Below are 23128 nucleotides of genomic sequence, written 5' to 3' on the forward strand. Positions count from 1 at the left end.
TCCCAGCTTGCCGGGTGCCGCGGGCGCGCGTCCACGCCACGCGCCGCCGCTTTACCGCTTTGCTTAGCGCCCTTCCGGCCAACGCCGAGGCACTAACGGCCTCCGGTGAGGAACACCAGCCGGTACTTGCCGATCTGGACCTCGTCGCCGTCCGCGAGGAGGACTTCCTCGATGCGCTCCCGGTTCACGTAGGTGCCGTTGAGCGAGCCGACATCGCGCACCAGGTAGCCCTGCGCGGCGCGGGTGAACTCCGCGTGCCTGCGGGAGACCGTCACGTCGTCGAGGAAGATGTCGCTGTCGGGGGCGCGCCCGGCCGAGGTGACCTCGGTGTCGAGCAGGAAGCGGCTGCCCGCGTTCGGCCCGCGCTGCACCACCAGCAGGGCGGTGCCGGCCGACAGGCTCTCGGTCACACCGGCCTGCGGGTCGGCCAGCTCCCCGGCGGCGGGCTCCCCGGTGTCGGTGAGGTTGACCGCGCCGAGGGCGAGGGTCGACGTCACCTCCGCGGGCCGCTCGCCGGAGACAGGGTCCACCGGCACCGCCCCGGGCACCAGCGGGTTGCCGCAGTTGGAGCAGAAACGGCTGCCTTCCGAGTTGGCGTGCCCGCAGCGGGCGCACAACGGCATCGATCCGACCTCCCGCCGCGGCTCCGGCGCGGCAGCTCGTGACTGGCTGTGGGCGCCGCCGGGAGCGGGAGGCGGCGACGCATCGAAACCTAGGCGTCCGTCCGGCTCCGGGTCAACCGACCCGCCGGGCGCCGCAGGGGCCGGGTTATCGCCCCGGCCGCGGCCGAACCGACCGAACAGCGCCACTGAACCCTCCCGCCGCCCTTCTCCCGATCCGTCGGCTACTTCTCGGCGACGGCGCGGTAACCGGCGGCGTCGAGCAGCCCGTCCAGCGCCTCGGGCCCGGATACCTCGACCTCGAACATCCACCCTTCACCGTAAGGGTCCGAGTTCACCAGCTCCGGGTTGGCGTCGAGGGCGCCGTTGACGGCGGTGACGGTGCCGCTGACCGGCGCGTAGATGTCGCTGACCGACTTGGTGGACTCCAGTTCGCCGCAGGGCTCGCCGGCCTGGATCTCGGCCCCGGACTGGGGCAGGGTGACGAACACGATGTCGCCGAGCGCGTCCTGCGCGAAGTCGGTGATGCCGACCCGCAGCACCGTGCCGGAGTCCGCCCTCACCCATTCGTGTTCGGCGGTGTACTTCAGGTCCTCGGGGATGTCGGCCGTGGCCACTGCGCTGCTCCGTTGCTGGTTCAGGGCCGCGGACCGGTGCCCGGCGGATCTCGCCGGAGCGCCCCCTTGCCGCGCGTCCGTGGTTTGTACTGTCAGGTAGCTGGTGTCGCGACCATACACGGTGGCCAGGCCGACCGACCACACAGCCGCAGTGCCTGTGGCCGGTCGGCCCGACATATGTCTTATGCGCCCTGCCTTATGCGCCCGTTACGCACCCGCCTGTTCCACGACAGCCGCCCACAGACCGAGTAGCTCGTCGGCCGATTCGGGGTCGGGTCCCTCTGCCCAGAGGTGTGTGACGGCCTCTGCGGGGTCGGGTAGGACGAGCGTCCAGCGGCCGTCGGCTTCGACGATGCGTACGCCGTCGGTCGTGTCGAGAATCCGGTCCTGCGCGGCCTCGACGACAGTACGCATCACCATGCCCTTGGCGGCCCACGGCGTCGGTACGTCCATCCTCCGCACATACGCACGCGGGATGCGAGCGTCTGCCTGCGACAGCGTCAGGTGCGTACGCGCGAGCAGGCCGAGCAGCCGCGTGAATGCCGCGATGCCGTCGAGCGAGGCGTGGAACTCCGGGATGACGAAACCGCCACGTCCGTCGCCACCGAAGATCACGCCCTTCTGCGCGGCGACACGGGTCAATTCATCGGGTGCGGTAGAAACCCACTCGATGCCGACCTTGTGGAATTCGGTGACCTGTTCAGCGACACGTGTCGTCGTTACTGGCAGCGCGATGGTGCCCGAGACCCGCTCGGCCGCCACCAGGTCCATGAGGACCAGCAGCGCCCGCTCGTCGTCGATACGCGCGCCGGTCTCGTCCACGAGCCAGATGCGTTCGCCGACCGGGTCGAACCGGACGCCCACCGAGGCGCGCGAGGAGGAGACCAGTTCGCCGAGCCGGCGCAGCGCCGCGGCCTGCTCGGCGGGCGACTCGGTCGGATGCGCCTCGTCCATGCCGAGGTTGACGGTGAACGCGTCCACGCCGATCCGGCCGAGCAGCGCCGGCAGCACAAGTCCCGCGGAACCGCCGCCGGAGTCGACGACGATCTTCATTCCGGACTCCGCGACACCGGACACGTCGACCCGGCTGAGCAACTCCTGCACGTAACTTTCAAAGATCCGGGACGGAGTGGCCAGATCGCCGATCTCGCCGGGGAACGCCCGGCGGAACTCGGCGCGCGAGTAAACCCGGTCGAGTTTGCGTTGGGCGGCCGGCGAGAGGTCGGCTCCGGTCGAGTTGAGGAACTGGATCTCGACCGAATCCGGCACTCCGGGCGTGGTCCGGATCGCGACGCCGCCGACTGTGCCGCGCGCCGTCTGAAGCCGCGCCACGGGCATCGGCACGCACTCAAGGTCGCGCACGTTGAGCGCGCTCGATGTAAGTGCCGCGATGACTGCACGCTTGAGCGCACGCGCGGCGCGCGAGCCATCACGCGCTGCGGTAACCGTCGCGCCCTTCTTGAGCGTGGTCGCGTAGGCGCTGGCGAGGCGGACCGCGAGTTCCGGGGTGATCTCGACGTTGACCACGCCGCTCACCCCGCGCGGCCCGAACAGCGAGCGCTGGCTGCGCTGCTCCCAGATGACGTCGGTGTTGACCACCGCGCCGGCCTCGACCGTCTTGAACGGGTAAATGCGCACGCCGGCCGCGAGGATCGACTCCTCTTCGATCAGGCACTCGTCGCCCACGACGACGCCGTCCTCGATCCGGGCCGCGCGCATCACGTCGGTGTTCTTGCCGACGACGCAGCCGCGCAGGTTGGCCTGCGGCCCTACGTAGACGTTGCCGTGGATGACGGCCCGGTGCAGGAACGCCCCGGTCTTCACCACGACGTTGGAGCCGATGACCGTGTGTTCCCGGATTTCGACTCCCGCCTCCACCTTCGAGTAGTCGCCGACGTAGCACGGGCCCTTGAGTACTGCGGCCGGGTCGATTTCGGCGCCCTCGGCCACCCACACCCCGGGCGCGGTCTCGAAGCCGTCGATCTCGGCCTCGACCTTTCCGGTGAGCACGTCCGCCTGCGCCTTGATGTACGACTCGTGAGTGCCGACGTCCTCCCAATAGCCCTCGGCGACATAGCCGTAGACCGGCTTGCCTTCGGCGAGCAGCCGCGGGAAGACGTCGCCGGACCAGTCCACCTGCTCGCCCGGCGCGATGTAGCTGAGGACTTCGGGCTCCATCACGTAGATGCCGGTGTTGACGGTGTCCGAGAAGACCTGCCCCCAGGTCGGCTTTTCCAGGAACCGTTCGACCCGGCCGTCCTCGGCGGTGATGGTGATGCCGAATTCCAGTGGGTCAGGCACACGGGTCAGGCACACCGTGACCAGCGCGCCCTTCTTGCGGTGGTACTCGATCAGCGCGGTGAGGTCGATGTCGGTGAGCGCGTCCCCGGAGATCACCAGGAAGCTGTCGCCCTCCAGCTGCGCCTCGGCGTTCTTCACCGAGCCCGCGGTGCCCAGGGGCGTGTCCTCGTTCGCGTAGTAAAGGCTCATCCCGAGCTCTTCGCCGTCACCGAAGTAGTTGCGCACCAGCGAGGCGAGGAACTGCACGGTGACGACGGTCTCGGTGAGTCCGTGCCGCTTGAGCAGCCGCAGCACATGCTCCATGATCGGGCGGTTCACCACGGGCAGCAGCGGCTTCGGCATCGAGGAGGTCATCGGTCGCAGCCGGGTCCCCTCTCCCCCGGCCATTACGACGGCTTTCATGATCCGCTGGGTCCTCTTTCCCGAATCAAAGGCGCGCGAAAGGCGCGCGGTCGCCCCCGTCGCCTCTTCCCTCCCCCGTTCGATCTCCCTTAATCAGCCGGGCGGCGCGAGAGGACGGATGTAGCCAAGATCACGCGCGGGCGGGAGGGCGGGCCGCGGAGGGCCGTCAAACGGCGCGGTCGGGCGGCGCGGTCAGCCTGCGGACCTGCACGACGTAGAGGCCGGCGGCCAGGTAGTACAGCGCGGTGCCCCAGATCGCGAAGGCCCAGCCGACCTCGCCGGCCACGTCGTGCAGCAGGCCGGTCCCGTCGCCGAGCAGCAGCAGCGGGAAGGCGTAGAGCAGGTTGAAGGTGGCGGCCTTGCCGAGGAAGTGAACCGGCGGCGGGCCGTAGCCGTGGCGCCGGAGGATCGCGAGCGGGATGCCCATCAGCAGGTCGCGGGCCACCAGCAGGACGGCGAGCCACACCGGGATGATCTGACGCGCCGCCAGGCCGGCCAGGGTGGCGAGGATGTAGAGCCGGTCGGCCGCCGGGTCGAGCAGCTGGCCGATCCGGCTGACCTGGCCGAACGCGCGGGCGATCTTGCCGTCGAGGTAGTCGGTGGCGCCGCTGACCGCGAGCAGGAGGATGGCCCAGCCGTCGTAGTGCGGCCCGTGGAAGACCGGCTGCAGGATCAGCCAGAGGAACAGCGGCACGCCGAGCAGTCGCAGCAGGCTGAGCGCGTTGGGGATGGTCCAGACCTGGTCGCCCGGCGTCGGCTCCGTCATGGCGCGAAGTCTACGGGTTGCCGCACGTCGCGGATGCAGGTGGCGGGAAGGTGGCGGGCGGCGCGGTGGTCCGACGACCAGACCTGTCTAATGCCAAGGACGGGCAAAGCTTGTGCCAAAGCCCGCGCCGCGGCCTTCCGGCCAGCATGAGCGGGTCGTAGCGTTGAGAGCGAACCGGCCGGCAGATGACACGTCCATCGGCGGTCGCGAGCACAGAGCACAGCCGTCCGCGCGTCCACGCTTCTCCCCCCTTGGCGTGGCCCGCGGGCGGCTGTCGTCCTTTTCCGGCTGCCGCGTCTGCGTCCGCGCCCGGTATGGAAGAGTATTCGCTCATGGACTCAGCGAAGACGGCGTCCGGGGCGCCCAGGGCGGATGCAATTGCGGGGAACGGGACCGGCCCGGTTCCGGGCGCGCCGGGGGCCTATCCGACGGGGCGGCAATTCTCCATCGCCGGCGGCGGATATCGAGCCGCGGTCACCGAGGTCGGCGCCGGACTTCGGGAACTGGAATTCCTCGGCGGCGGCGAACCCCGGCCGCTGGTCTACGGTTTCGCGGCGCACGAAGCGGCGCACGGCGGCGCCGGCCAATTGCTCGCGCCCTGGCCGAACCGGGTCGCCGGCGGGCACTACCGCTTCGACGGGGAAGAGCGGCAGCTCGACCTGACCGAACCCGCCCGCGGCAACGCGATCCACGGGCTGGTGCGGTGGTCGACCTGGCGGGTTGAGGAGCAGTCAGCTGAACGGGTCGTGCTGGGCCTCCGGCTCCACCCGCACCCCGGTTACCCGCACATCCTCGACCTGACCGCCGCCTACGCGGTGTCCGAAGCAGGGCTCGAAGTCGAGGTGACGGCCCGAAACGTCGGCGAGAACGCGGCGCCTTACGGCTATGCGGCGCACCCCTACCTGCTGCCGGGCGTGGCGCCGGAGCCGGACGCCGCCGACCAGTGGACGCTGCACGTGCCCGCACAGCACTGGGTCCAGGTCGACGAGCGGATGAACCCGGTGGGCCTCGCCGACGTGGATGGCAGCGGATACGACTTCCGCACTGCGCGGCAGCTCGGCCAAAGCCGGCTCGATACCGCGTTCGGAGGCCTGCAAAGGGAATTGGACGGCATCGGCAGGGTGCGGCTCAGCGAGCCCGGCGGAGGGCGCGTCACCCTGTGGATGGACCGTGGTTTGGAATGGATCCAGGTATTCACGGCGGACCCGCTCGACGGGGAAAGACACCGCGCCGCCGTGGCTGTTGAGCCCATGTCCTGCCCGCCGGACGCTTTCAACAGCGGCACGGATCTGATCCGCCTGGAACCTGGTGTGACGGTTGGCCACCGGTGGGGAATTCACGCGGGTTGAGGTGCATCCGCATGTGCATGCGGAACCCGAACTGACGGGGCGTCAGGGTAACAACTCGCAGGCCGTCTCGTCCAGTGCCTTGATCTCATGCTCGCTGATATCAGTGTTTTTTCTGACTATGGTTCCTGGCTGCTCCATTCGGGTTTATCATGGCCTGGAGAGTGAGCGACGGCGCGGTCCCGTGCGCTCCCCCGGACCGCACGGACGGGGCATCGGAGCAGCTGGGGCGCGCGGGGCGATGGTTGCGCACATCGTCAAAGCCCTGCGAAAAGCCCGTCTTGAGTAGTGCATCAGGATGCGAAGGGGTCAGTAATGAGTACAGCTACTAAGAAATCAAGCCTGTTACCGGTCTCGGGCGGCCGGTCGGCGCGCCGCGCCAGGGCGGTGGCGGAGGCGGAGCAGGTGCGGGCGCAGGAGTCGGCCTACCGGCCGGCCAGCGGGTACCTGTCCTGGCTGCTGACGCGGGCCAACCGCGAGCTCGGCCGGCAGATCGACCGGGTGCTCGACGAGGTCGACCTCACCGAGGCCCAGTACGGGGTGCTGCAGGCCCTGATCCACCTCAAGAGCGCGTCGTCGGCGACCCTGGCCCGCTCCGTGCAGGTGACGCCGCAGGCGATGGTCGGCCTGGTCGCGGCGCTCGAGCGCAAGGGCTACATCGCGCGCACGTCGCACCCGGGCGCCGGGCGGGTCATCACCACCACGGTGACCCCGATGGGCCAGGAGGCCTTCGACACGGCCAAGCGGCGGATCCGCAGCCTGGAGCGCAACGTGCGCAAGACGCTGACCGACGAGGAGTACGAGCTGGTCGTCACCAAGCTCGAGAAGCTGAGCACGATAATCTCCGAGGTCTGATCCGCCCGGGATGACCCGCTCCGGCGGGCCGGTCACACCCACCGGCCCGGCCCGGTACGCGGCGAGGTTCGTTGACGGCCGCGCCGTGCATCGCCCGCCCCCCAGTCGCGGCGATGCGCGGCGCGGCCTTCGTGTGCGCGCTCTTCGTCCCGCCTCTCCCTGCCTGCGCTTCCTGCCTACTCCTCGTGCCTGCACTTCGCCCCTCTGCATTGCCGCGTTTCGGTACGAATCCGGATCTTCCGGCGCTCACTCTCCTCTACCTTTCCGAACGATCCGGCGAAAGCCCCTGTCGCCGGGCGCCGAAGAGGCGATGATGATGTGGAACACCACGCGGGCGCCGGAGCTGGACCCGGCCCGGAGCCCGTGAGCCCGCGGACCGGCGTCCGCGGCGCGCGCCGGTTGGATCGTCGTCGCCGCGGGAACAACCTTCACCGCGTGGCTGTACCCGGATCGGGCGGAGGCGAGGCGCTCAGGTGGACCCCGTGGCTGGCGGAGTCGGGCTAGGCGTTCACCGCGGCGCGCTCTCGGCGCACTCTCCGGAAGTAGTCTTCGCCCCGGAGCGCATCGCGGCGCTCGCCGCCACGATCGCCCGCTGCGGCGACCAGGCCGGATCGATGGAAGGGGCCGCCCGGCAGGCGGTGGCCGCGATGCGCGGCGCCTTCCTCTCCGCCGAGGGCGAGTCCGCGATCGTCCTGGTGCGGCTCTTCCAGACCACCCGCTTCGAGCTGCTGACCCCGCAGCTGCGCTCGTACGCGCTGGCCCGCATGGCGCCCGGGGCGAGCGGCGAGGGCACCCGCTGCCTGGCGCTGCTGGCCACCCTCGGCGACCGGCCCACCTGGTGCGACCGGCACGCCTCCCGCGACCACCAGGCGCTTCCGCTGGCCGGCACCGAGGTGGTGCGCCGGGTGCCGCTCGGCCTGACCGTCATGGACCACCTGGTCGGCGCGGACCCGCAGCGCGCCGCGCATCCGCCGCATACCGGCCGGTCGAGCGCCGACGCCTGGCGCGGAGACCCCGCCGCTCACGGCGACTTCGCGCAGGGCGAGGTCACCTATCACGGCGAGCCCAGGCCGGCCCGGGTCGCCGTCCACCTCGTTTCCCAGGTGGCCGGCTCCCCGCTGGTACCGGCGCAGTGGCTCGTCGAGGCGCACGGCGTGGCCTCGGCGCTGGGCCTGGGCGGGATCCTGCCGAGCGGCGAGCTGTTCAGCGCGGTGATCTTCTCGCGGGTGCCGATCGACACGGTCACCGCGCACCGCTTCGGCGCGGTCGCCGAGGCGTTGTGCGCCACCCTGGCTCCCTTCGCCCACCTGCCGCTGTTCGATCCCGCGCCGCCGGTGGGCCGGGTCATGCCGCGCACCGAGGCCGCGTCAGCGCTCGACGAGCGGTACCACGCCAGCCCGATCCTGCCGGGTTCGGCCGACAGCGCGGCGGGCTGGTCGATGCAGCCGCGCCCCTCGGTCGAGTCGGCGCTGCGCGAGCAGCGGGAGCGGCTGGCGCAGGAGTCGCGGATCGTCGAGACGCTGTACTCGGTGGGCCAGTCGCTGGCCCGGCAGCTGGACCTCGGCAAGCTGGTCCAACACGCGATCGAGGCGGCCACCAGCGTGGTCGGCGCGCGTTTCGGCGTGTTCTTCTATACCGCGCACGGCGAGGACGGCGCGCCGCGGCGGCGGTACGCGCTGGCGGGCTCGCCCCCGGAGAGCTTCGAGCGGCTCGAGCAACCGCAGGGTACTGCGTTGTTCGCCAGCAACCCGCCGAACCGCGCGACCGTCCGGTGTTCCGATGTGACGCGCGACCCGCGGTACGGCGCGAGTGCTCCGCACCACGGCATGCCCGCCGGGCACCCTCCGGTCCGGTCTTTCCTCTCCGTGCCGGTGATCGCGGCCAACGGCGAGGTGCTCGGCTCGTTCTACTTCGGCCATCCGGACGCGGGCATCTTCACCGAGCGCGATGAGCAGCTGGCTCAAGGCATCGCGGCGCAGGCGGCCAGCGCGATGGAGAACGCGCGGCTATACCGGCATGAGCGCACGACGGCGATGCGATTGCAGCGCTCCCTGCTGCCGGCCGCGCCGTCGCGCATGGGCGACCTGGACGTGGCCACCGCGTACCTGCCCGGAGAGCAGGGCGCCCGCGTCGGCGGCGACTGGTTCGACGTGATACCGCTGTCCGCGGACCGGGTGGCGCTGGTCATCGGCGACGTCATGGGGCGCGGGATCGGCGCGGCGGCGGTGATGGGCCAGCTGCGCGCGGCGATCCAGGCGTACGCGGTGATGGACCTGCCGCCGGCCCAGGTGCTCGACCAGCTCAACAACCTGGTGTGCCGGCTGCCGCACGAGCAGATCGCCACCTGCGTCTACGCGGTGTACGACCCCTGCGACGGCACGGTGCGCTGGGCCAACGCCGGGCACCTGCCGCCGGCGCTGGTCTGCCCGAACGGCTCGGTGAACCTGCTGGAAGCGGATCTGGGCATGCCGCTCGGCGTGGACGGCGCGGTGTTCGCGGACGCGGTCAAGCCGCTGCCGGAGAACGCGCGGCTGCTGCTTTACACCGACGGACTGGTCGAGTGCCGGGACCAGTCGTTGCAGGACCGGCTCGGCAAGCTGCGCTCGGTGCTCGGCGGGCTGTGCAGTCCGGAGGCCCCGGTCAACGTGCAGGAAGGCGCGGCGCGGCTGGCCGAGGCGATGCTGACCGGCGCCGAGCACGACGACGTGGCGGTGCTGTTCGTCGCGGCGCATCCGGCGGCGACGCAGAAGGCCGCGATCACCCTCTCGCCCACGCTTGAGGCGGCGCGCGCGGCCCGCAGGTTCGCGAAGAAGACCACCGCGGACTGGGGCCTTGACGAGCTGACCGACTCGGTCCTGCAGATCGTCAGCGAGCTGGTGACCAACGCGGTCGAGCACGCGGGCACGCCGATGGAGCTGCGGATGCGCCGCCGGCCCGGGCTGCTGCTGCTCGAGGTCGCCGACGGGGACGGCAGGCTGGCCCGGCCCACGCCGACCGACAAGACCGACGAGCGGCACCGCGGGCTGATGATCGTGCAGACGCTCTCCGAGCGCTGGGGCGTGCGGCCCACGGGCAACGGCAAGGTGGTATGGGCGCAGATCGCGAACCCGCACGAGACCCAGGTGCCGATACCGCTCGCGCCGGAAGACGCGCGCGAGGAGCCGGGCCCGACCCCGGCGATCAGAACTCGGGGCGGCCGGCGGGCAGCAGCGGCCGCAGTTCCTCACGCACCCGCCGCTCGATGACCGCCAGGTAGAGGTTGGCGTCCTCGTCGGCGAAGCGGTCGGTACCCGTCTTGGCGGCCACCGCCTCGCGCAGGTCGTAACGTGCGCCGGCGGTCACCGTGAGGCCTGAGGCGGCAGCGCGGCCGAGCAGGGAGCGGTGGCGGCGACGGCGTACCGGGTCGCCCGCGGTGCGCAGCAACCCGCGCGGAGCGGTGAACACGGCGGTCGGCAGTTTCCGCAGGGCGCGTACCGCACAGGTGAACGCGGTGGCGGCGTCGAACGGCGCGGTGCGGTCCGGGACGCGGTAGCGCTGGGCGATCGGTCCGAGGACGTGGCCGTAGAGCTCGACCTGCAGCAGCCCCGCGCCGGCGGTGGCGTTGATGTACCCGGTTACGGCCAGCCCGGCTGGGTCGCCGCCGATGCGCACGCGGCGGAACACGCGCGGTCCGGTGCCTCGCTGAGAGGGATCGGGCGCGTCGGGCAGCAGCCGCACCTCGTTGTCGCCGAGCCGGGTGGCGAGCGCGGGGACCGTCGAGATCGCGCAGTCGTCGATGAGGACCGTGCCGCCCTTCTCGGACGGGTCGGCCGGGTCGAGCGATCCGAGGCCGTCGGCCAGCCGCTCGGAGATCCGGTCGAGCAGGTCGGCCACGTCGAAGGAGCCGGAGCGCGAGGCGGCCGGGCCGAGGTCGACCAGCCAGCGGCGGCGCAGTACCTGAGGTCCCGCGCCGATGAAGGGGTTCGCCGGGTCGGTCACCGGGTGCTGTTCGAGCCGGCCGTCGGCGAGGCGTTCGCCGAGGACGCCGAGGGCGTGCTGGGCCCAGGCCGGCTCGGCGGACAGCCAGCGGCTCGGCGTGAACCGGTCGCGGCGCAGCCGCTCGGCGACGGTGATGTACGCGGCGATCTCGTCCGTGAGCGTGGCCAGCCAGCAGCACAGCGCGGCCGCGGCCGGGGCGCCGAGCCGCACCGCCGCGTCGGTCGCGCTGGGGATCGCCAGGCGCCAGGTCTCCCGCAGCCCGAACGGATCCCAGCTGGTGACGGCGAGGCTGAGCAGCATCAGGGCGCCGAAGCCCCACAGCAGCCCGGCCAGCAGGCCGAGGTTGCGGGCGACCGGACCGGCCGCGGGGCGCCGGGTGGTGCGCAGGATCAGCCACAGGCCGGCCAGGGAGACGTACCAGGCGGCGATGCTCCATCCGGCGACCGTGGCGGCCAGCGCGAGGATGACGACTATCGCGGCGTCCCGGTACAGCCTGCGGGCGCGCGCCGCGATGCAGTGGCGCAGCACGGTGGGCAGGTCGAGCTCGGGATGCGCCACCGGGAGCCGGTGCTCGTCGACCAGCAGTTCGCGCACCGCGCGGCGGGCGAACTCGGGATCGACGTGGGCCGCCGCGCACAGGTAGCGGGTGGCGTCCTGGTCCGCAGGCCGCTGCGGCTCCACGGCGGGGCCGCTCATCGGCTCGCCCTTCTACTCCTTGACAGCGCCTCCATTGTCGCCTGTAGCGGCGCTGCCTGCGGCGTCTCCCGGCGCATTTGACCAACAGTTTGCCACTCAGACGCTCTACCGTGTCCGCGCTGCGGGCCCGGGCCGGGTCCGGCGCCGGACGGTACGGGGCGGCGCGGCCGTCCCAGCGTGTCCAGGACGTGGGCGCCATCCGCTCGACAGGCGGGATTCGAAGACTTATGTCCGGGTATGGCGTAGCTGTCGATGGTTCGCTGCGCGTTGCGGCACCTGCGGGGGAACAAGACGGCGCGCCGCGACGTTGGGCATACACGGTAGAGACGATGCGGAAGGCGCTGCGGCGCGCGCCGCAGGCAGGAGGAAACGGGACGATGAGCGAGCGAGCGCTTCGGGGCACGCGGCTCGGCGCGACCAGCTACGAGACGGACAGCGGCATAGATCTCGCGCCCCGCCAGGATGTGGAATACAGCTGCCCCAACGGCCACCGGTTCGAAATGCCGTTCGCCCTTGAGGCCGAGGTCCCGGCGACGTGGGAGTGCCGGGTGTGCGGCGCGCAGGCGCTGCGCGTGGACGGCGTGGCCCCGGAGGAGAAGCAGGGCAAGCCGTCCCGTACGCACTGGGACATGTTGCTTGAGCGGCGCACAGTGGCGGACCTCGAGGAGGTCCTGGCCGAGCGCCTCGAGGTGCTGCGCACCGGCGGAATCAGCTACGCCCCGCCGATCCCCGCCCCGGCCAAGCCGGCCGCGAAGGTGGCGCCCACGAAGAAGAGCGCGAGCGCCGCGCCCGCGTCCAAGGCGCCGACCACGAAGACCGCGGGCAAGTCCGCGGCCCGCCCGGCGAAGAAGGCCCCGGTCAAGAAGTAGCCCGACCGGGGTGGCGCCGGGCGGTGCACGGGCGGCGCACTTGTCCCGTCCAGCGGGACAACCCCGAGGCAGCCGAACGCACAGCCGCAGCGACGCGCCGCACACGTATCCCGCTCAGCGGGACACCCGCACGTGCGACGCACCTGTCCCGTCCAGCGGGACAAGAACCGGCTTGCTCGCTAGTTGTTCTTCGCCTTGTTGTTCTTCGCCCCACGGCGGGTCAGCTTCGCCGTGCGGTCTTGGACTCCCCACACTGTGGCGCGCCACAGCGCCTCGACCACGATGTTGCCCGACATCTTCGAGACGCCGAACTCGCGCTCGACGAAGGTGATCGGCACCTCGACCACCCGGAACCCGGCCCGGACCGCGCGGCGGGCCATGTCCACCTGGAAGCAGTAGCCGGCCGACTCGACCCCGTCGAGGCCGAGCCCTTCCAGGGTCGCCCGGCGAAACGCGCGGAAGCCGCCGGTCGCGTCGCGCAACTTCATCCCGGTGGCCAGCCGCACGTAGAGGTTGCCGCCGCGGGAGAGCACCTCGCGCGACTTCGGCCAGTTGACCACCCGCCCGCCGCTGACCCAGCGCGAGCCGAGCACGAGGTCCGCGCCCTGCTCGTCGAGCGCGGCGAGCAGCTTCGGCAGGTCCTCCGGCCGGTGTGAGCCGTCGGCGTCCATCTCCACCAGGACCTGGTACCCGGCGTCCAGGCCCCAGCGGAACCCGGCCAGGTAGGCCGCGCCAAGACCTTCCTTGCCCTTGCGGTGCAGCACCTGGACGCGGCCGTCCTCGGCCGCCAGCTTGTCCGCGATCTCGCCGGTGCCGTCGGGGCTGTTGTCGTCGGCGACCAGCACGTGTACCTCGGGATTGTGTTCGTGTAGCCGCGCGACGATCCGCTCCAGGTTCTCCGACTCGTTGTACGTCGGGATGATCACAAGGGTCTGGGCGGCGGTCACGTGCGGGCCTTTCATTGCCGGTGGCGGTCGCGGGGATCGGGGCGCGAGACGGCGGCGATCGCGAGGCGGATAGATTATCGGAGCTTTGAGTCGCGTTTGGCACGGGCCACGCCCAGCGCCCACGCGGCGAGCGCGGCGGCGGCCATCGCGAGCTCAGGCCAGGCGCCGACCCGGTCGGCGAGGGTCAGCCCGGTGCGCGGGGTGACCTCGGCGGCGACCACCGCCGGGGTGAACTGCTTCGTCTCCTGGCGGATGTTGCCGTCCGGGGTGATGTACCCGGAGATGCCGCTGGTGGCGGCGATCATCACCGGGCGGCCGTGTTCGACCGCGCGCAGCTGGGTGATCGCCAGCTGCTGCTCCGGCTGCCCGCTCCAGCCGTAGGTCGCGTTGTTCGTCTGCACGACCAGCACCCCGGTCTGGCTGTTGACCGACGAGCGCACCGTGTCGTCGTAGGCGACCTCGAAGCAGATGACGTCCGCGATGCGCACGCCGCCGACGGTGAGCATGCCGGGCTTGTCACCGGGAACGTCGTCGCGCGGGACGCGGCCGAGCTCCGAGATGTACCGCGTCAGCAGCGAGCGGTACGGGATGTACTCGCCGAACGGAACCAGGTGCCGCTTGGCGTAGGTGGCGCCCGGACCGGTGACCGGGTCCCAGACGATGCCTTCGTTGCGCGCCTGCCCCTTGCCGAGCAGGACCACTGTTCCGACCAGAACCTGGGTGTGGACGGACTGGGCAGCCTGGGTGAGCGCGGCGTACGCGATCGGGTCCTGGAAGGGGTCCACGTCGTCGGAGTCCTCGGGCCAGAACACCGCGGCCGGCTGCGGCAGCTTTCCGGCGGCAACCTCGGCCGCGTACTGCTCCGTGACGTTCAGGTGGTTGTCGAGCACCGCCGAGGCCTGTCCATAGGCATCGAGACCGGTGCGCGGCACGTTGCCTTGGATCGCGGCGAGTTGAACGGGCTTCTCGGCGGTCGTCTGAAGCGGGGTCAGAATTCCGGCCAGCGGGACGAGCACCGCCAGCACGACCCAGCCCGCCGCCGCGCTCAAGGCGCGCCGCGCCGAGGTCTCGGTGCCAGAACGCAGGACGTGATACGCCGTCAGGAGCACGGCCGCCAAAGTGGTTCCGACCAGCGCGGTGGCGAAGGTGACCAGGGGCGCGCCGCCGAGCGCGGCCAGCGGGGTGAGCACCGTGTGGCTCTGGCTGAAGGCGAGCCGGCCCCAGGAGAAGCCCTGCAGCGGCCAGCGATCGCGCAGCGCCTCCTCGGCGACCCAGAGCAGCGCCTGCCAGAGCACCGCGCCGCGCAGCCGGCCGACCGCCGCGGTGGCCGCGCCGAGCGGCACGAAGTAGAAGGCCTCCACGATGGCGAGCACGATCCAGGCGTCGGTGCCGACGGTCGTGACCCACTTGAAGGACAAGAAGCAGAAGCCGAGCCCGAACCACAGGCCGCACCAGGCCGCGGCAACGGCGGGCCGACGCAGGCCGCGGCGGGCCCGCAGGCGCGCCGCGTTGTGCGCGCACAGGACGAAGCCGGCAACGCTGATCGGCGCGAGCCACCACCAGCCGATCGGCGGGAAGGCGGCGACGAGGAGGAACCCCAGCGCGATCGCGGCCAGTTGGGGCAGCCAGTGCAGGCCGGGTCGTGGTTTGCGCAAGTGTGGTCTGTGCCAGCGCGGGCGGCGCAGCCGCGGGACGGGCAGGCGGCGGCTTCGCGTCCGCGATTCCTCGCTCACGCTCTCTATCGAGGCTGGCACCGTGTCCACTTCGCGGAAGTGTACAGCCGTTGCCTGAGACGCCGGTTGATCAGGTCGTTACCGGCCGCCCCGCTGAGCTCAGGCGGCGAGCAGGTCGTGGATCGGACGTCCGCGGACCGCGGTGCGTAGGCAACGCGGCAGGTCGAGGCCGGGCGTCAGATCGGGCAGGCCGGGTACTGCGGCCCGCTCGTCGGTGGACCACGCGGCGACCCGCTCGTCGGGGGTCTGCACGATCAGGTCCCCGGCTTCCCACACGGCGTACGTCGCCGGGGCTCCGGGTGCCAGCACGCCGGTCTCGTCCTGCGGCACGCCCGCCGCGGCCGGGTTCAGCGCACGCCACCCGCCGCGGGTGTGCGCTGCGAACGCGGCGCGCGCGGTCATGCGCGAGGCCGGGGTGCGGTGGAAGACCGCGGCGCGCACTGCCTCCCATGGGCCGAGCGCAATGACCGGGGAGTCGGAGCCGAACGCCAGCACGACGCCTGCCGCGGTCATGGCCGCGAACGGGTTCATGCCGAGCGCGCGGCCGGGTCCGAGGCGCTGGACGTACATGCCGTCGGTCCCACCCCAGGCCGCGTCAAATCCGGGCTGCGCCGAGACGACAACGCCATGGTGCGCGAACTTCTTGATGTGCTCGCTGTCCATCAGCTCGGCGTGCTCGGCGCGCACCCGCATGGCCCGCAGCCGCTTCTCCCCCACCAGTTCGTGCGTGAGGTCGAGCCCGGCGACCAGCAAGTCGAGCCCGTAGTCGCCGATGACGTGGAAGCCGGGTTGTACCTGCGCCTCGACGCAGGAGACCAGGAACGCGCCGATCTGTTCGGCCGTCAGGTATGCCGCACCTGCGTAGCCAGCCTTCGTCGCGCCGCCGAGCCCTGACTCGCTCGCGTCGGCGTAGGGCTCGCGCAGACAAGCGGTGTGTGAGCCGATCGCGCCGTCGATGAACAGGTCGCCACCCGCGCCCACGCCGCCGAGTTCGACGGCCTTGATCGGGTCGGTCAGCTCTCCCCAGTAGCCGAATACGTAGGGGCTGGCAGTGCTCGGATCGGCAGCGAGCGCGAGCAGGCCGGCGAAGTCGTCCTCGCCGGAGATCTGCGGACCGGCGCACTCGTGGACGGCGCCGATGCCGAGTTCGGCGGCCCGGCGCAGCGCGGCGAGCTGCGCGTCAGCTCGCTGAGCGGCGGTGACAGAGCCGAGGGCAGCGGCGCGTACCGCGTGGTGGGCGTCGCGCGAGAGCGGGCCGTCCTCGGCGTATCCGGCGGCCGTGCGGGCTTCCGGAGCTGCGTCGAGCAGCGCGCTGGAGACGACGGCGCTGTGCACGTCGACGCGGGAGAGGTAGGTGCGGCGACCGCCCGCCGCGCGATCCAGCTCGGCTCTGGTGAGCGGTTCGCGCCCGTCCGGCGTGCCGTGATCCCACGTGGTCTCGTCCCAGCCGGTACCGAGTACGACTGCGTCGTCCGGAAGCGAAGCGGCGAACGCGGCGATCCGGTCCAGCGCGTCGGTGCGCGAGGCGCACCCGGATAGGTCAAGGCCGGTGAGCGCGAGGCCGGTCGAGGTGGCGTGCACGTGCGAGTCCACAAAGGCCGGGGTGACGAGCGCCCCGTGCAGGTCGATCAACTCGTCCACCGACCCCGCGTGCGCTTCGGCCGCGCCCTCCGAGCCGATCCACGCGATGGTGCCGTTCTCGATGACCATCGCGGTCGCGAACGGATCCGTAGGGGTGTAGATGGCGCCGTTTCGCAGCAGAGCCGTTGCCGTCATGCACTCAGCTTAGGAGGGGCGGGCGTGTGAGGCGACCAGGGCGATGGTCCCGCCGAGCAGGGTCGCAAGCAGCCGGGGGACGACCGTTTGGCCCGCGCCGAACCCGAGCAGATCGAGCAATACGACTACGAATCCGGTGAGGAACACCGAGTAGAGGAAGTAGTTCGCCGCGAAGACGGTGTACCCGAGCGTGATCGCGACGCCCGCGCCGATCAGCAGCGCGGCGGGACCGAAGTGGGCGAGCGCGGCGAGCGGCAGGCCGAGCAGGATGCCGACCGCGGTGCCACCGATGCGGTCGAGCGCGCGGCGCACGGTGAGTACGTGCTCTGTCTTGAGTACCAGCACGGCGGTCAGTGCGGCCCAGTATGGGTGCGCGAGGCCGAGCAGCAGCGCGGCGCTCTGCGCGATGGCCGCGGTGACCGCGAGCCGCAGCGCGTGCTGGCCGTGGTGCGTGCTGAAGCCGACGTGGGCGCGAATCGTGGCGGCCAGGTGAGCGGCGAATTCGCGGGCGCCGCGACGAGGAAGGGGCGCTGACGCGGCGTCGGTGGCCGTCCGTTCCGCGTGGACGGCGAGCGCGACGAGTGCGGCCTGGAAGAGCCCGCCGGCGAGAACGAACCCCGCACGCACGGCGGCTTGGCGGGGTGTGTCCGGCGTGGAGGTGGCGATGAGCAGCGCGCCCGGCCACTGGAGCGCGGCGATGGCCACCCGGTCGCTGAACGCGCCGCCGATTCCGGCCGCGTAGGCGAAAGCCGCGATGAACAGAACGAGCAGCGCCGGGGTGTTGGCGGCAAGGGCGCCGACGAACGTCCCCAGCGCCATGCCGACTGAGGCGAGTGCGACGGCGGTCGGCTTCTTTCGGCCCTCGCCGAGCATCGCCGCGAACCCAGACGGTAGGGCACCGAGAGCCGCGTAGACGCCGTAGTCGTACCGGCCAAGGCATGCGCCGAGTGCGAGCGGCAGCATCACGCCGAATGCGAGGCGGATGCCGCGCATCGGGGCCAGCGCGGAGCGCGGCGCTTGGGCGATCCGGCCCGGGGATCGAAGTTCGCGAACGGTTTCGCTGTAGGTGGACACGGCCCTCCCCCGGCAGTGCTACGGACGGGCGACGCGTCTTCGGGCCGTCCCCGCCGCGTCCCGGGTGGGACGCGGTCGAGGCGGTTCCATGGTGACTCACGCAGGCCTGATGCGTCCAATAACCTGAGATCACCTTTTCCATGCGTTTTCCGCATGTAAGAATTCAGGGATGCAGATCGAGGAGTTGCGCTGGTTCACCGTGCTGTGCGAGACGGGGAACGTCGGGCGTGCGGCGGCCGAGCTCGGCTTGTCGCAGCCGGGGCTGTCCCGGGCGCTGGCCCGGCTGGAGCAGGAGCTCGGCGCGCCGCTGTTCGACCGCAAGGGCCGCGTCCTCGCCCTCAACCGCTACGGCGAGGCGTTCCTCGCCCACGCCCGCCGGGTGCTGCGGGAGCTCGAAGCCGGGCGGCGGGCGGTCGCGGAGCTGGCCAGTCCCGAATCCGGCACGGTGGCGATGGCGTTCCTCCACACCGTCGGGCCGTGGCTGGTACCGCGCCTGCTGCTCTCCTTCCGCGCGCAGTACCCGGGCGTGCGCTTCCACCTGATCCAGGGCGGCTCGGCGACCAATCTGGCCGCCCTCGAGCGAGGCGAGGTGGACCTGGTGATCACCTCGCCGCGCCCGGACGGCCCGCGGCTCGTCTGGCGGCCGCTGCGCCGCGAACAGCTGTACCTGGCCGTCCCGGTGGAGCATCGATTCGCGCGGCGGCAACGGGTACGCCTGGCCGAAGCGGCGGCGGAGACCTTCGTAGCCAACAAACCGGGCACCGGTCTGCGTGAATCCACCGAGGAGCTGTGGCGCGAGGCCGGCATCGCCCCGACGGTCGCGTTCGAGGGCGATGACGTGGCGACGCTGCGCGGAATGGTCGCGGTCGGACTCGGCGTGGCGGTTCTGCCGCGTGCGCGTACGTACGACGGCGGCATCGACCAGGCTGGAGACCCGTGGCTGCGGTACGTCCCGCTGGCCGGGACGGGCGGCACACGCGTGCTCGGCCTGGTTTGGCGGGAGGACCGCTGGGCGTCCCCGGCGGTGACGGCTTTCCGAGAGTCAGTGCTCGCACTCGCGCCGCAGCTGCCGTAGTCGCGGATCCGGTCCGCGGTGGCGGCGCCGCGGGACGAGCTGTCAGGCCGTAGCGCTGAGCTCTGCGACGATGCGCGGCAGCGCCTGCGAGATCGGCTCGCGGATGACCTCGCTGGCCAGGTCGTCGTACGGCGTCGGCTCGTTGTTGATGATCACCAGGTCGGCGCCCGAATCGACGGCCACCTCGCAGAGCCCCGCGGCCGGGTGCACGCGCAGCGAGGTGCCCACCGCCAGGAAGATCTCGCACACCTGGGCATACACGGCGGCCTGGCCGATCACTTCCTCGTCTAGCGCCTGCCCGAACATGATCGTCGCAGACTTGAGGACGCCGCCGCAGCGCAGGCAGGCCGGATCCGGCTCACCGGCGGCGACGCGCTCCAGCGTCTCGCGCATCGTGACCCGGGCGCCGCAGGAGACGCAGACCACCTCGAACATGTTGCCGTGCAGTTCGAGCACCCGGCGCTCGCTTGAGCCGGCCCGGTGGTGCAGCCGGTCGATGTTCTGGGTCAGGATGCGAACAGACCTGCCCGAGCGCTCCAGATCCACCAGTGCCCGATGCCCGGCGTTCGGCTCGGCCTGCCACGCGGGATTGTCCCGCCGCGCCAGCCAGGAGCGCTCCCGCAGCTGAGGGTCGATCAGATAGTCCTGGTAGTTCGCGCTCAGCTCGGCGATCGGGTTGCGGGTCCAGACGCCCTGAGGCCCGCGGAAGTCCGGGATTCCGGAGTCGGTCGAGATACCCGCGCCGGTGAGCACGGCGATCGGTCCGGTACGCCGCCGCCAGTCGTCCATGCCGCCTCACCTTACAAGCAGCCCGGATGAACGGGCGGCGAGTTTCCAGGGCTAGGCGTGCGACCAGGACTCTGCGACAGTGAATGCATGAGCGCGCTCGCCGCGTATTTCGCCGATTCCCCATACGGCCAGCCGATCCACGACTCGGACACCGGCGGCACGATCATCGTCGGACTGGCGCTGCTCGCCCTGGGGCTCGGTCTGATCATCCTGAAGAACGACCGCCGCTCCCGGATCGGCGGGGCGCTGCTGGTGCTGTGGGGCGGCATCCTCTTCGTGCCGACGGTGCTGACTTTGTGATCGGGCTGACTTTGTGATCGGGCTGGCTTTGTGATCGGCCGCGTGATCAGCCGAGCGGATCCGGCAGGTCGGGCAGGCGGCCGTCGAACGAGGTGGACAGCACGATCGTGGTGCGGGTCGAGACGTTCGCGGCCGAGCGGATCCTGGCCAGCAGCCCCTCCAGCGCGCCGGGCGTCGCGACGTGCACCTTGAGGATGTAGTTCTCGTCGCCGGCGACCGAGTGGCAGGACTCGATCTCGCTCAGGCCCTTGAGCCGGTCCGGCACGTCGTCCGGCGCGGCCGGGTCGAACGGCTTGACGGAGATGAACGCGGTCAACGGCAGGCCGATCGCCTCGGCGTCCACCACGGCACGGTAGCCCTTGATCACCCCGCGCTGCTCCAGCCGGCGCACCCGCTGGTGCGCGGCCGAGGTGGACAGCCCGGTGGCCTTGCCGAGGTCGGTGTAGCTCATCCGCCCGTCGGCCAGCAGCAGCCGGACGATCTGCCGGTCGATCTCCTCCATCCCCCAACGGTAACGGGTTCGGGCAGTAGTATTCGAAACAAGGCCGCGCATGTCACAAGGCTCCCCTACGATCAGCCGCATGCCGGAAAACCCGCTGACCGACCCGCCCCTGGCCGACGCGCACGCGTTCCAGGTCGACCTGCGCGGGCTGGTCGACCTCCTGTCGCACCACCTTTACTCCTCGCCGCGCATCTACGTGCGCGAGCTGCTGCAGAACGCGGTGGACGCGGTGACGGCGCGGCTGGGCACCGATCCGGCGGCGCCGACCGGCATCCGCCTGGTCGCGGACGGGGCCTCGGTGCGCATCGAGGATCCGGGCATCGGGCTGACCGAGGCGGACGTGCACCGCTTCCTGGCCACCATCGGCCGCTCCTCCAAGCGCGACGACCTGGCCGGGGCGCGGCGCGAGTTCCTCGGCCAGTTCGGCATCGGGCTGCTGGCCTGCTTCACCGTCGCCGACACCATTCGGGTGACGACCCGCTCCGCGGCCGCCCCGGACGCGCCGCCGGTGGAGTGGCTGGCCACCTCGGACGGCCGGTACACGATCCGCGCGCTCGACCCGGCGGCGCGCCCGGAGCCCGGCACCACCGTGGAGCTGACACCCCGTCCGGGCGCCGAGCGGTGGTTCGCGCCGGACCGGGTGGCCGCGCTGGCCAGGGACTACGGCGCGCTGCTGCCCTACCAGGTCGTGGTGGAGACGCCGGACGGCGCCGTGCGCACCACCGACAGCCCGCCGGTCTGGGACCGCGACCACGTCTCGCCGGCCGCCCGCCGCCTGGCCCTGTTCGACTACGGCGAGCGGGCCCTCGGCTTCACCGCCCTCGACGTGATCGAGCTGAACGTACCGCTGGCCGGCGTGCGCGGGGTGGCCTACGTGCTGCCGTCGGCGGCGAATCCGGCGGAAGCAGGTCGGCATCGCGTGCACCTGAAGGGCATGCTGCTCTCGGACGCGACGACCGGGCTGCTGCCGGAGTGGGCGTTCTTCGTGCGCTGCATCATCGACACGGACACACTTCGGCCGACCGCGTCGCGCGAAGGCCTGTACGAGGACGAAACGCTCTCGGCGGTGCGCGAGGCGCTCGGCGTCCGGATACGCGACTGGCTGACCGATCTGGCGGCGCAGGATCCGACCCGGCTGGCCACCTTCCTCAGCGTGCACGCCCTGGGCGTCAAGGCGATGGCGCGGCACGACCGGGAACTGCTGCGCATCATGCTGCCGTTCCTGGACTTCGAGACCACCGACGGCCGGGTGCCGCTGACCGAGTTCGCCCGCAACCACCCGAGCATCCACCTGGCCCGGACCGTGGACGAGTTCCGGCAGGTCGCGCCGATCGCGGCGGCGCAGGGCATCGGGGTGGTCAACGGCGGCTACACCTACGACGCGGACCTGGTCGAGCAGCTGCCGCAGGTCATCCCCGGCACGGTGGTCGGCGAACTCGGCGCGGACGTGGTCACCGCGCACCTCGATCTGGTGGACCCGGCCGAGGAGCTGGCCCTGGCCGGCTTCCTGGCTGCGGCGCGGGCCACCCTCGACCCGTTGGACTGCGACGTGGTGCTGCGCGCCTTCGCCCCGGTGTCGGTGCCCGCGCTGCACCTCGACAACCGCGAGGCCCGCTACGAGCGGACCCGCGCGGAGACCGAGGCGGCGGCGGACGAGCTGTGGGCCGAGATCCTCGGCGCGCTCAAGTCGTCGGCGCCGCGTGCTCAGCTGGTGCTGAACCACCACAGCCCGGTGGTCCGGCGGCTGAGCGGCATAACCGACCGGACGCTGCTGAACACGGCGGTCGAGGCGCTGTACGGCCAGGCGTTGCTGATGACCCACCGGCCGCTGCGCCCGAGCGATACCGCGCTGCTCAACCGGGCCTTCGGCGACCTGCTCGCCTGGGCGTCGCTGGCCGCGCGCGCCGGGGACGAGGTCTGAGTCGCGATGCCCGCGATGACCTCGGCGGAGATCTGGGCGGCACTGGCCGAGAACGCGCAGAACCCGAACGGGCCGGTCAAGGTGGCCCGCGCGGAGTACCTGGTGGAAGCGGCCGAGGCGGCCGGCGACGCCCCGCTCTACGCACAGGCGCTGCTCGACGTGATCAACGCTTACGAATACTGCGCGGAGCAGTCGAAGCTGCTGGTGCCGTTCGCCCGGCTGCTGCGGCTCTGGGACCGGGACTCCGGGGCGTTCGACGCGCGGCGCCGGCACAGCCTGTTCTGGTACTTCAAGTGGGCGACCGGCGGGATGCTGCGGGTGCCTGAGGTGTCGCTGGCCTCGATCACCGGCTGGCTGACCGAGATGGAGTCGCGGTACCGGCAGGCCGGCCACTCGCCGCGTCCGGTGCACATGGGCCGGCACCGGCTGGCCAGCGCCACCGGGCAGGCGGCGGTGGCCGAGCGCGAATTCGAGGCCTGGCTCGACGCGCCGCGCGACGCGATGGCGGACTGCAACGCCTGCGAGGCCGGAGACCAGGGCTGGTGGCACGCGTTCAACGGC

17 protein-coding genes and 2 pseudogenes are annotated in these 23128 nt (G+C 71.7%); 8 read left to right on the forward strand and 11 right to left on the reverse strand.

Annotation, left to right across the window (positions count from 1 at the left end):
• Positions 1-92: 92 nt before the first annotated feature.
• The 4 genes from VFB40_RS13855 to clsA form a co-directional block, all read right to left on the reverse strand.
• Entirely contained in the window at positions 93-623 is a 531-nt protein-coding gene (locus tag VFB40_RS13855) for a double zinc ribbon and FHA domain-containing protein (RefSeq protein ID WP_324850671.1), read from the reverse strand.
• Between the two features lie 221 nt (positions 624-844).
• Complete coding sequence (gene gcvH / locus VFB40_RS13860; protein WP_324843288.1) at positions 845-1237, reverse strand: glycine cleavage system protein GcvH; 393 nt, start codon at positions 1235-1237, stop codon at positions 845-847.
• A gap of 207 nt (positions 1238-1444) precedes the next feature.
• Positions 1445-3940 (reverse strand): sugar phosphate nucleotidyltransferase, encoded by a 2496-nt coding sequence (locus VFB40_RS13865; protein ID WP_324850673.1) that lies wholly within the window; start codon positions 3938-3940, stop codon positions 1445-1447.
• A 166-nt stretch (positions 3941-4106) separates the two neighbouring features.
• A complete protein-coding gene (clsA, locus tag VFB40_RS13870) occupies positions 4107-4706 on the reverse strand; it encodes a cardiolipin synthase ClsA (protein ID WP_324850675.1) in 600 nt (199 codons plus the stop codon).
• Positions 4707-5038: 332 nt separating this feature from the next.
• Here clsA and VFB40_RS13875 point away from each other — a divergent pair, with 332 nt between their 5' ends.
• The 3 genes from VFB40_RS13875 to VFB40_RS13885 all read left to right on the forward strand — a co-directional run bounded on the left by VFB40_RS13875 (position 5039) and on the right by VFB40_RS13885 (position 10152).
• Entirely contained in the window at positions 5039-6055 is a 1017-nt protein-coding gene (locus VFB40_RS13875; RefSeq protein WP_324850677.1) for an aldose 1-epimerase family protein, read from the forward strand.
• A 312-nt stretch (positions 6056-6367) separates the two neighbouring features.
• A complete protein-coding gene (locus VFB40_RS13880; protein WP_324850679.1) occupies positions 6368-6907 on the forward strand; it encodes a MarR family winged helix-turn-helix transcriptional regulator in 540 nt (179 codons plus the stop codon).
• A 482-nt stretch (positions 6908-7389) separates the two neighbouring features.
• A complete protein-coding gene (locus tag VFB40_RS13885) occupies positions 7390-10152 on the forward strand; it encodes an ATP-binding SpoIIE family protein phosphatase (RefSeq protein WP_324850681.1) in 2763 nt (920 codons plus the stop codon).
• Here VFB40_RS13885 and VFB40_RS13890 read toward each other — a convergent pair.
• On the reverse strand, positions 10088-11581 hold the full coding sequence (locus tag VFB40_RS13890; RefSeq protein WP_324850683.1) for an AbeC-like domain-containing protein: 1494 nt from the start codon (positions 11579-11581) through the stop codon (positions 10088-10090). The genes VFB40_RS13885 and VFB40_RS13890 overlap by 65 nt on opposite strands.
• Positions 11582-11958: 377 nt before the next feature.
• Between VFB40_RS13890 and VFB40_RS13895 the strand changes: the two are divergent.
• Positions 11959-12300 (forward strand): annotated as a pseudogene (locus tag VFB40_RS13895) (RNA polymerase-binding protein RbpA); the annotation flags it as partial.
• 329 nt (positions 12301-12629) lie between these two features.
• Here VFB40_RS13895 and VFB40_RS13900 read toward each other — a convergent pair.
• The 4 genes from VFB40_RS13900 to VFB40_RS13915 all read right to left on the reverse strand — a co-directional run bounded on the left by VFB40_RS13900 (position 12630) and on the right by VFB40_RS13915 (position 17980).
• Positions 12630-13412, reverse strand: coding sequence for a polyprenol monophosphomannose synthase (locus VFB40_RS13900; RefSeq protein WP_414642091.1), 783 nt, complete (start codon positions 13410-13412; stop codon positions 12630-12632).
• A 59-nt stretch (positions 13413-13471) separates the two neighbouring features.
• Positions 13472-15052 (reverse strand): apolipoprotein N-acyltransferase, encoded by a 1581-nt coding sequence (gene lnt, locus VFB40_RS13905; RefSeq protein WP_324850687.1) that lies wholly within the window; start codon positions 15050-15052, stop codon positions 13472-13474.
• 177 nt (positions 15053-15229) lie between these two features.
• The gene (locus tag VFB40_RS13910; RefSeq protein ID WP_324850689.1) at positions 15230-16906 is read right to left on the reverse strand and encodes an amidohydrolase; all 1677 of its coding nucleotides are present in this window, start codon (positions 16904-16906) and stop codon (positions 15230-15232) included.
• Between the two features lie 9 nt (positions 16907-16915).
• Positions 16916-17980, reverse strand: a complete 1065-nt coding sequence (locus VFB40_RS13915; RefSeq protein WP_324850691.1) for an FUSC family protein — start codon at positions 17978-17980, stop codon at positions 16916-16918.
• A 169-nt stretch (positions 17981-18149) separates the two neighbouring features.
• Here VFB40_RS13915 and VFB40_RS13920 point away from each other — a divergent pair, with 169 nt between their 5' ends.
• A complete protein-coding gene (locus tag VFB40_RS13920; RefSeq protein WP_324850693.1) occupies positions 18150-19055 on the forward strand; it encodes a LysR family transcriptional regulator in 906 nt (301 codons plus the stop codon).
• 42 nt (positions 19056-19097) lie between these two features.
• Here VFB40_RS13920 and VFB40_RS13925 read toward each other — a convergent pair whose 3' ends face one another.
• Complete coding sequence (locus tag VFB40_RS13925; protein ID WP_324850695.1) at positions 19098-19844, reverse strand: SIR2 family NAD-dependent protein deacylase; 747 nt, start codon at positions 19842-19844, stop codon at positions 19098-19100.
• Between the two features lie 87 nt (positions 19845-19931).
• On the opposite strand from VFB40_RS13925, the gene VFB40_RS13930 reads away from it, so the two are divergent.
• On the forward strand, positions 19932-20144 hold the full coding sequence (locus VFB40_RS13930; RefSeq protein ID WP_324850697.1) for a hypothetical protein: 213 nt from the start codon (positions 19932-19934) through the stop codon (positions 20142-20144).
• Positions 20145-20190: 46 nt separating this feature from the next.
• Here VFB40_RS13930 and VFB40_RS13935 read toward each other — a convergent pair whose 3' ends face one another.
• Positions 20191-20646, reverse strand: a complete 456-nt coding sequence (locus VFB40_RS13935) for an Lrp/AsnC family transcriptional regulator (RefSeq protein ID WP_324850699.1) — start codon at positions 20644-20646, stop codon at positions 20191-20193.
• Between the two features lie 79 nt (positions 20647-20725).
• On the opposite strand from VFB40_RS13935, the gene VFB40_RS13940 reads away from it, so the two are divergent.
• Both VFB40_RS13940 and VFB40_RS13945 read left to right on the forward strand, forming a co-directional pair.
• The gene (locus tag VFB40_RS13940) at positions 20726-22567 is read left to right on the forward strand and encodes an HSP90 family protein (RefSeq protein WP_324850702.1); all 1842 of its coding nucleotides are present in this window, start codon (positions 20726-20728) and stop codon (positions 22565-22567) included.
• A gap of 6 nt (positions 22568-22573) precedes the next feature.
• A pseudogene (locus VFB40_RS13945) lies at positions 22574-23128 on the forward strand (tetratricopeptide repeat protein); the annotation flags it as partial.

The organism is Actinocrinis sp., from assembly GCF_035650855.1.
Classification (GTDB): domain Bacteria; phylum Actinomycetota; class Actinomycetes; order Streptomycetales; family Catenulisporaceae; genus Actinocrinis.

Coding starts and splice junctions, on each gene's coding strand:
- VFB40_RS13925 (WP_324850695.1), bottom strand. CDS start 19,844: ATGGACGACTGGCGGCGGCGTACCGGACCGATCGCCGTGCTCACCGGC.
- VFB40_RS13940 (WP_324850702.1), top strand. CDS start 20,726: ATGCCGGAAAACCCGCTGACCGACCCGCCCCTGGCCGACGCGCACGCG.
- VFB40_RS13900 (WP_414642091.1), bottom strand. CDS start 13,412: ATGAAAGGCCCGCACGTGACCGCCGCCCAGACCCTTGTGATCATCCCG.
- VFB40_RS13880 (WP_324850679.1), top strand. CDS start 6,368: ATGAGTACAGCTACTAAGAAATCAAGCCTGTTACCGGTCTCGGGCGGC.
- clsA (WP_324850675.1), bottom strand. CDS start 4,706: ATGACGGAGCCGACGCCGGGCGACCAGGTCTGGACCATCCCCAACGCG.
- VFB40_RS13855 (WP_324850671.1), bottom strand. CDS start 623: ATGCCGTTGTGCGCCCGCTGCGGGCACGCCAACTCGGAAGGCAGCCGT.
- VFB40_RS13890 (WP_324850683.1), bottom strand. CDS start 11,581: ATGAGCGGCCCCGCCGTGGAGCCGCAGCGGCCTGCGGACCAGGACGCC.
- VFB40_RS13865 (WP_324850673.1), bottom strand. CDS start 3,940: ATGAAAGCCGTCGTAATGGCCGGGGGAGAGGGGACCCGGCTGCGACCG.
- VFB40_RS13920 (WP_324850693.1), top strand. CDS start 18,150: ATGCAGATCGAGGAGTTGCGCTGGTTCACCGTGCTGTGCGAGACGGGG.
- VFB40_RS13935 (WP_324850699.1), bottom strand. CDS start 20,646: ATGGAGGAGATCGACCGGCAGATCGTCCGGCTGCTGCTGGCCGACGGG.
- VFB40_RS13910 (WP_324850689.1), bottom strand. CDS start 16,906: ATGACGGCAACGGCTCTGCTGCGAAACGGCGCCATCTACACCCCTACG.
- VFB40_RS13930 (WP_324850697.1), top strand. CDS start 19,932: ATGAGCGCGCTCGCCGCGTATTTCGCCGATTCCCCATACGGCCAGCCG.
- VFB40_RS13875 (WP_324850677.1), top strand. CDS start 5,039: ATGGACTCAGCGAAGACGGCGTCCGGGGCGCCCAGGGCGGATGCAATT.